The sequence below is a fragment of the Streptomyces spiramenti genome (genome assembly GCF_012034385.1).
Lineage (GTDB): Bacteria > Actinomycetota > Actinomycetes > Streptomycetales > Streptomycetaceae > Streptomyces > Streptomyces spiramenti.
This window is the reverse complement of record NZ_JAAVJB010000232.1, coordinates 1-7,821: the sequence shown is the minus strand read 5'-3', so window position 1 is coordinate 7,821 and position 7,821 is coordinate 1. Positions and strand designations below refer to the sequence as shown.

Here is a 7,821-nt window from a genome sequence, read left to right as displayed (position 1 = left end):
CACCGCGCCTGGCGTCGGGGCGGCCACAGCAGGCGGAGCGGTGGGCGGGGGAGGGGCACTCGCCGTCACCGGGTCGGCCGTCGGGGGCTTGGCCAGGTCGAGCGCCCCGCTGCCCCCGCCCGGCCCACCGCCGGTGTCCGGCCCGCTGCCCGTGCTCGACGTGTCCTCGGTCGGCCGCTCCACCGCCGGGGCGGTCGGGACCGGTGCGGCGGCCACGGTGCCCCGGGGCTGCGGTGAACCGGCGGGGGCCTTCTGCGCGCCTTCCGGCGTCGCGCCGCTCGCCGCCTGCGACGTGCCCGGGGCAGCCGTGTCCTTCGCGTCGAGGTCGTCGTCGGTGTCGGCCGCGCCGCCCGCGGGGCGGACCGGCTTCGCGGCACCTGCCGGGCCGCGCTTGGCGAGCCGGTCGGGCGTACCGGTGACCGGCCGCGCCGCGCCGCCCGCGTCACTCACCGGTGTGCCCGGTGTGCCCGGTGTGCCCGGTGTGCCCGGTGTGCCCGGTGTCCCGACGGGCTCCCCGGATGCCTCGGCCACCGCCTCGGCTTCCCGCTCCGATCTCTCCGCTCCCGTGCTCCCGCGGTCGTCGGGGGGTGTGGTCACAGCTGTCTCCTCGGGACGACCCGTTCGCGACACCGCCCCCGGCACCACCCGCCGTCCCCGGCGGGGTACCTGTTCGCGCAGCGACCCGGGTACCGGCCCACGCCGGTGGCCGGAGAATATCCGAACCCGCCAACACCGCCGTTCACCAGGGGCGTTGCCCGGTCATCCCGGCCGGGCTAGGTCAGGAGGTGAAGGCCGGTCGCTCCGGGTCCAGGTGGGCCATGCCGTCCTGCGGGGAGGACGCCTCCGCGAAGTGCCGCCGGGGAATGCGTCCGGCCAGCGCGGCCAGCCGCCCCGCCCGCACCGCGTCGCGCATCGCCGCCGCCATCACCGCCGGGCGCTGTGCACGGGTCACTGCCGAGGCGAGCATGACCCCGGCACAGCCCAGCTCCATGGCGAGCGCGACGTCGGAGGCGGTACCCGCGCCGGCGTCGAGGATCACCGGTACGCCCACCCGCTCCGTGATGAGCCGGAAGTTGTGCGGGTTGCGGATGCCCAGCCCGGAGCCGATCGGGGAGCCCAGCGGCATCACCGCCGCACAACCGAGCTCCGCCAGCCGCACGGCGACCACCGGGTCGTCACCGCAGTACGGCAGCACGGTGAACCCGTCGTCCACCAGCTCCTCCGCCGCGTCCAGCGTCGCCACCGGGTCGGGCAGCAAGGTCCGCTCGTCGGCGATGACCTCCAGCTTGACCAGGTCGGTGCCGAGCGCCTCCCGGGCGAGCCGGGCCGTGAGCACCGCCTCACCGGCCGTGTAGCAGCCCGCGGTGTTCGGCAGCACCGCCACGCCCAGTTCCGACAGCACCGACAGCACGGTGCCCTGCACCCCCGGGTCGAGCCGGCGCATCGCGACCGTCGTGAGCTCGGTCCCCGACGCGGTCAGCGCGGCGCGCAGCGCGCTGTGGCTGGTGGCGCCGCCGGTGCCCATGATCAGCCGCGAGGTGAAGGTGTGTCCGCCGATGACCAGCGGGTCCTCACCGGGGGAGGTCCCGGCGAGGGGGCTCGCGACCGTGGCCGCCGGAGTGTCCGGCCGGTCCGTGGCGCCCGCCGGACCCGTCGGCCTCGTGGTCTCCGTCATCTCAGCCTCCCTGCACGGCGGTCAGTACCTCGACGCGGTCGCCGTCCCGGACCGGAGTCCGGTCCCAGGCGCCGCGCGGCACCACCGCCTCGTTGAGCGCCGCGGCGATCCCCGCGGCGCGCCGCCCGTCGGCGGAACCGACCGGAGCATTCCCGCCGGTCAGCTCCGCGACCACGGCGGCCAGCGTGGTGCCGGCAGCCACCTCCCGGACGGCGCCGTTCACCGACAGCCGTACCGGGGCGGCGCCCGTCGTCCGGGCTTGGGCCGCGAATGTCGGGGGTTCAGTCGCGAAGGGGTCGTTCATGCCTGTGCTCCCGTCAGGTCGTGTGCACCGCGCGCCTCGTGGCGTGCGGGGGCGGCCTCCGCCGCTCCGGCGGCGTACCGACCCGGGCCGAACGGGGCGGCGTGCGCCGGCAGCCCACCCGTGGTCAGCGACTCCGCGAGGGCGTCCCCGGTGACGGGGGCCAGCAGCACGCCGTTGCGGTAGTGCCCGGTGGCGAGTTGGAGCCCGGGGACGGTCGACGGGCCGAGCAGCGGGGCGTTGTCGGGCGTACCCGGCCGCAACCCCGCGCAGGTCTCCGTCAACGGCAACTCGGTCAGACCCGGCACCAGTTCGTGGGCGTCGCGCAGCAGCTCGTAGACGCCGCCCGCCGTGACGGTGGTGTCCCAGCCCTGTTCCTCCGAGGTGGCACCGATCACCAACTCGCCGTCGGCCCGAGGCACCAGGTACACCGCGCCGCCGCGCACCACCGCCCTGACGGTCCGCGAGAGGAACGGCGCCCGCGACGGCGGCACACGCAGCCGCACCACCTGCCCCTTGACGGGGCGGACCGGCGGCCGTGCCTCCGGTGGCAGCCCGGGGAGTTCACCGCTGCGGCTGCCGCAGGCGACGACGGTCGCGCAGGCGGAGACGAGGCGGCCGTCCGACAACTCGGCGCCCACCGCCCGGTCACCACGCATCGTCAGCCGCCGCACGGACGCCCGCCGCACCGTCACACCGGCGCGGCGGCAGGCGACGAGCAGCGCGTCGGTCACCCGCCGGGGGTCGACCTGGTGGTCCCCGTCCACCCGCAGCCCGCCGCGCACTCCGGGGGCGAGCATCGGCTCCAACCGACGGCACTCCCGGCCGGTCAGCCACTGCGAGGAGAGCCCGTGCCGCTCGTGCAGGGCGTGCAGCTCCCGCAGTTGGGCCCGGTCGTCCGAGTCCAGGGCGACCGCGAGGGTCCCGCACGGCCGGTAGCCGGTGTCGATACCCGCCGCCTCGGTCAGCTCGGCGGCGAACCCGGACCACGCCCGGGCGGAACGGAGGTTGAGCTCCAGCAACGCCTCCTCGCCGTGATGCAGTTCGGTGACGGCGGCCAGCATTCCCGCCGCGACGCGCGCCGCACCGCCGCCCGGCTCCGGGTCCGCGACCGTCACCGACAGCCCCCGGCCCGCGGCGCGCCAGGCGACGACCAGCCCGACGATGCCGCCGCCGACCACCAGGACGTCGGTGGTGAGGGCGGTCGCCGAGGGGGCGTCCGCCGCGGTGTCCGCGCTCGCCCGGTCCGCGGTGCCGTTCCCGGCCCGAGGGGCCGCGGGCGGCGGCGCTCCGGTCGGCTGCTGCTCGGGGTACGCCATGGTGAGCTGCTCCTCTCCCTACGCCGGCATGATCCGGATCAGGTGGTGCGGTCGGAGGCCGCAGCCTCCCTCTCAGCCCGGTGCGTCCGGGCTCCCGTGGGACGCGGGTCCGCGGGCCGCCCCGCTCCGGGGCGGGGTACGGTGCGAACCCGTCTGCCGCCAGCGTAGTACCCGGGACCCCGCGGACGGTGGGGCGGCCGGAGCGGCCCGACCGAGAGGCAGCTCCATGGCCGCATCACTCGACGGACGTGTCCTCGCCCCGGAAGCCGACCAGGCGCCCGGCCAGGTCGGCACCGCCACCCGCTTCCACTACCGGGAGGCGGGCGGGCGGATCCACGCCGACTACGCGGGCGGTCCCGTCGAGCGCGGCGCGCTGATGGGCACCCGGGACGGCGACCGCGTCGACTTCCGCTACGTGCAACGGCTGACCGACGGCACCACCGCCTCCGGCCACTGCGTCGGCGAGGTCCGCGAGCTGCCGGACGGGCGGATCGCCGTCGACGAGAGCTGGGAATGGGAGTCCCGCCCCGGACGCGGCACCTCCCGGGTGGTGGAGGTCCCGCCCGACGCCCGCTGAGCCACCGGGCCCGGAGGCGCGCCCGGCAGGCGGACGGCCTCGGCAGCGTGACCCGCCCGTCCGTCTGCCCCCCCAGAGGTGCAGCTACCGCCCGCAGCCCGTGCCGCGCCGTCGCCCCGTGAGAGGCTGACCGCCGTGAACAGCGAGCGAGTCGTCATCGTCGGGGCCGGCCTGGCCGGTGTGCACACCGCCTCCCACCTGCGGGAGGCCGGCTGGCAGGGGGAGATCGACCTCCTGGGGGCCGAGCCCCATCGCCCCTACGACCGGCCGCCGCTCTCGAAGGAACTGCTGACCGGGGAGGCGCCCGACGCCTGGCTGGAGACCGACCTCGACGCCCTCGGCGCCCGGCTGCGCACCGGCGTCACCGCCACCGGCCTCGACCCCGCCGCCCGGCGGCTGGCGACCGACGCCGGCCCGCTCTCCTACGACCACCTCGTGCTCGCCACCGGCGCGGCCCCCCGCACCCTCCCCGGCGCGGCCGGCCTCGACGGTGTCCACCTCCTCCGCACCCTGGACGACGCGCTCGCCCTCCGTGCCGTGCTGAAGCCCGGCGCGCGACTGGTGATCGTCGGCGCGGGCTGGATCGGGGCCGAGGTCACCACCGCCGCGCGCGCGGCCGGGTGCGCGGTCGTCGTGATCGAGGCGGCCGGCGCCCCGCTGCACGGCGTCCTGCCGGCCGAGGCCGCCGAGCCGATGCGCCGCTGGTACGAAGAGGCGGGCGCGCGGCTGCTCACCGGGACCGCGGTGACCGAGGTCCGCCCCGACGGCGTGCTGCTCGCCGACGGCGGGCACGAGCCCGCCGACGCGGTCCTCGTCGCCGTCGGATCGCGCCCCGACACCGCGTGGCTGTCCGGCTCCGGTCTTCCCCTGGACCAGGGCGGCGCGGTACTCGCCGACCACCGGCTGCGCGCCGCCGCCCCCGACGTGTACGCGGTCGGCGACTGCGCCTCGTTCCCCTCCGCGCGCTACGGCCGACGGCTGCTGATCCAGCACTGGGACAACGCGCTGCGCGGCCCCGCCGCGGTCGCGGCGGGCGTCACCGGCGGCACGCCCGCCCCGTACGACCCTGTGCCCTATTTCTGGTCGCGGCAGTTCGGGCGGATGGTGCAGTCGGTGGGCCTGCACTCGCCCGGCGACCGGCTGCTGCGCCGCGGTTCCCCGGACGGCGGGGACGGCTGGACGCTGTGCTGGACGTCGGCGAGCGGCGCACTGACCGCCGTGCTGACCGTGGACCGCCCCCGTGACCTGGCGCAGGGCCGTCGCCTGGTCGAGCGCGGCGCCGTGGTGGACCCCGGGCGGGTCGAGGACCCCGCGGTGCCCCTGAAGAGCGCGGCACGCTGACCCTGGCGCCGTCCGCGACCCGCCCTCCACCCCTGCCCGCCGGTGCTCCGGGTGCCCGCGACGCGGGGGTTCTGGGTGACGGTGTCGCCCGGGGATGGCACGCTTGTGGGTGTGACCGAGATTGATCCGAAGATTGACGCCCTCGTCCCTTCATGGCTGACGCTGCCCGACATCGCCGAGCGACTCGACCTGGAGGTGACGCGGGTACGCCAGTGGGTGAAGGACGGCCAGCTGATCGCGATCCGCCGGGGCGAGAACCGCGCACTGCACGTCCCCGCCGATTTCATCGGCGAGGACCGCATCGTCAAGGGGCTCACCGGCACCCTGACGCTGCTGCGCGACGACGGCTTCTCCGACGAGGAGATGATCGAGTGGCTGTTCACGCCCGACGACACCCTCCCCGGCACGCCCGCACAGGCGCTGAGTGAGAACCGCGGCACCGAGGTGAAGCGCCGGGCGCAGGCCCTGGCGGTCTGAGCCCCGCGCCGAAGCCCTGCGCCGGAGCGGCACGACGGTCCTACCCCGCCGTGCCGCTCCGGCGTACCCGACGCACCCCGACCAGCCGCCGGACCCACGGACCGCTGCTCACCGACCGGAGAAACCCATGGCCACCCGCGAGGGGCACCCCACGATCGCCGACGCCCGTCTCTACCTGTGCACCGACGCCAGAAGGGAGCGAGGGGACCTTCCCGAGTTCCTGGACGCAGTCCTGGGGGCCGGCGTCGACATCGTGCAGCTGCGCGACAAGGGCATGGAGGCCGCCGAGGAGCTGGCGACCCTGGAGGTCCTCGCCGACGCGTGCCGCCGCCACGGCAGACTGATGGCTGTCAACGACCGGGCCGACGTGGCCCGCGCCGCGGGCGCTCCGGTGCTCCACCTCGGCCAGGGCGATCTGCCCGTGCCCGCGGCGCGCGCCGTCGTCGGCGACGGCGTCCTCATCGGCCGGTCCACCCACAGCGAGGCCGAGGTGGACGCGGCGGTCGCCGACCCGGAGACCGGGTACTTCTGCACCGGTCCCTGCTGGCCCACCCCCACCAAGCCGGGCCGCGCCGCCCCCGGGCTGCCGCTGGTGAGCTACGCGGCGGCCCGCGCGGGTGACGTGCCCTGGTTCGCCATCGGCGGGATCGACGCCGGCACGGTCGACGCCGTCCTCGACGCCGGCGCCCGACGCGTGGTCGTGGTGCGCGCGCTCACCGAGGCCCCGGACCCGGCCGCCGCCACCGCGGAGCTGGTCCGCGCGCTGGCGCGACGTCCACTCCACGGACGGTGATCGCCAAGGGGCGGCGCCCCTGGCTAACGTGGCCGCATGGCCCTGGGAATCCCGTCCGTCCGACATGATCACGCGCGAACCGTCCGCGAGTTGCTGGCGGCCGGTGAGCGCTCCTACTCCTTCGAGTTCAACGCCCCGCGCACCGACAAGGGTGAACGGGTCCTCTGGGAGGCGATCCGCCGGGTCGAGGCGGTCGCGCCGACCTTCGTGGCGGTGACCTACGGCGCCGGCGGCAGCTCGCGCGAGGGAACGATTCGCGCCACCGAACGGATCACCACCGACACCACCCTCACCCCCGTCGCGCACCTCACCGCCGTCGAGCACTCGGTCGCGGAGCTGCGCAACATCATCGGCCGCTACGCCGACGCCGGGATCCGCAACATGCTCGCGCTGCGCGGGGACCCCCCGGGCGACCCGATGGGGGAGTGGGTGCGGCACCCCGAAGGAGTCAGCTACGCTGCCGAACTGGTCGAGCTGATCAAGGAGTCGGGGGACTTCTGCGTCGGCGTGGCCGCGTTCCCCGAGATGCACCCCCGGTCCGCCGACTGGGACACCGACATCCGGCACTTCGTCAACAAGTGCCGGGCCGGCGCCGACTACGCCATCACGCAGATGTTCTTCGACGCCGACGACTACCTCCGGTTGCGGGACCGGGTCGCCGCCGCGGGCTGCGACACCCCGATCATCCCGGAGATCATGCCGGTGACCAGTGTGCGGCAGATCGAACGCTTCTCGCAGCTGAGCAACGCCACGTTCCCGGCGGAGTTGGGGGACCGCGTGCACGCGGTCCGCGACGACCCGGGCGCTGTACGCTCGGTGGGAATCGAGCACGCGACGCGGCTGTGCGAGCGGTTGATGGACGAGGACATTCCCGGTCTGCACTTCATCACCCTCAACCGGTCCACGGCCACGCTGGACATCTACCGCAACCTGGGCCTCCACCGGCGCCCCGCCACCACGGGGGACGGTGGGCCCGCGCACTGACGAGAGGACGGCAGATGGGCTGGACAGTCCTCTATCTCGCCTTCGGACTGGTGGCCCTGTGGCTCCTCGGGGAGGTGCTGCTCCAGTACAAGGCCAGACTGCGCTGGCGGGTGCTGGCCTTCTGCGGTTTCCTCGGAGTGGTCTTCGGAGTGATCATCCACAACGTGCCGGTGATCGCGCTGGGCGCCGTGGCGTTCGCCACCGGGCAGACCCTCGTCACCCTCTCGTTCCGCAACGGCTTCTCCACGGGGTGGTCGCTCGGTGGCAAGCCCGGCAGCAGCCGGCGCCGACGCGGCATGGAGCCGATGGCGCCGCTGCCCGAGGAGGCGGCGGGCCACGGCCCCCCGCCCGGCC

At 75.7% G+C, this 7,821-nt stretch carries 8 protein-coding genes, 2 pseudogenes and 1 riboswitch; of the genes and pseudogenes, 6 read left to right on the top strand and 4 right to left on the bottom strand.

All coding sequences use genetic code 11. The features are described from left to right. The 4 genes and pseudogenes from HCJ92_RS20215 to thiO form a co-directional block, all read right to left on the bottom strand. Positions 1–597 (bottom strand): annotated as a pseudogene (locus HCJ92_RS20215) (hypothetical protein); the annotation flags it as partial. Positions 598–778: 181 nt separating this feature from the next. After that, positions 779–1,675, bottom strand: coding sequence for a thiazole synthase (locus HCJ92_RS20210; protein WP_167935041.1), 897 nt, complete (start codon positions 1,673–1,675; stop codon positions 779–781). Position 1,676: 1 nt separating this feature from the next. Then, entirely contained in the window at positions 1,677–1,979 is a 303-nt protein-coding gene (thiS, locus tag HCJ92_RS20205) for a sulfur carrier protein ThiS (protein WP_167935040.1), read from the bottom strand. Further along, a complete protein-coding gene (gene thiO, locus HCJ92_RS20200; RefSeq protein ID WP_167935039.1) occupies positions 1,976–3,295 on the bottom strand; it encodes a glycine oxidase ThiO in 1,320 nt (439 codons plus the stop codon). The genes thiS and thiO overlap by 4 nt, the downstream gene beginning before the upstream one ends. Then, positions 3,294–3,402: riboswitch (TPP riboswitch) on the bottom strand. It overlaps the preceding gene by 2 nt. A 119-nt stretch (positions 3,403–3,521) precedes the next feature. On the opposite strand from thiO, the gene HCJ92_RS20195 reads away from it, so the two are divergent. The 6 genes and pseudogenes from HCJ92_RS20195 to HCJ92_RS20170 form a co-directional block, all read left to right on the top strand. After that, positions 3,522–3,872, top strand: coding sequence for an avidin-fold protein (locus HCJ92_RS20195; protein ID WP_167935038.1), 351 nt, complete (start codon positions 3,522–3,524; stop codon positions 3,870–3,872). A 135-nt stretch (positions 3,873–4,007) separates the two neighbouring features. Beyond that, positions 4,008–5,213 carry an FAD-dependent oxidoreductase gene (locus HCJ92_RS20190; protein WP_167935037.1) on the top strand — a complete coding sequence of 402 codons (1,206 nt, stop codon included), beginning with the start codon at positions 4,008–4,010 and terminating at the stop codon, positions 5,211–5,213. Between the two features lie 111 nt (positions 5,214–5,324). Continuing rightward, complete coding sequence (locus HCJ92_RS20185; protein WP_167935036.1) at positions 5,325–5,690, top strand: Rv2175c family DNA-binding protein; 366 nt, start codon at positions 5,325–5,327, stop codon at positions 5,688–5,690. Positions 5,691–5,817: 127 nt separating this feature from the next. Beyond that, positions 5,818–6,483 carry a thiamine phosphate synthase gene (gene thiE, locus HCJ92_RS20180; RefSeq protein ID WP_167935035.1) on the top strand — a complete coding sequence of 222 codons (666 nt, stop codon included), beginning with the start codon at positions 5,818–5,820 and terminating at the stop codon, positions 6,481–6,483. Positions 6,484–6,519: 36 nt separating this feature from the next. Next, entirely contained in the window at positions 6,520–7,467 is a 948-nt protein-coding gene (metF, locus tag HCJ92_RS20175; protein WP_167935034.1) for a methylenetetrahydrofolate reductase [NAD(P)H], read from the top strand. A 14-nt stretch (positions 7,468–7,481) separates the two neighbouring features. Continuing rightward, a pseudogene (locus HCJ92_RS20170) lies at positions 7,482–7,821 on the top strand (hypothetical protein); the annotation flags it as partial.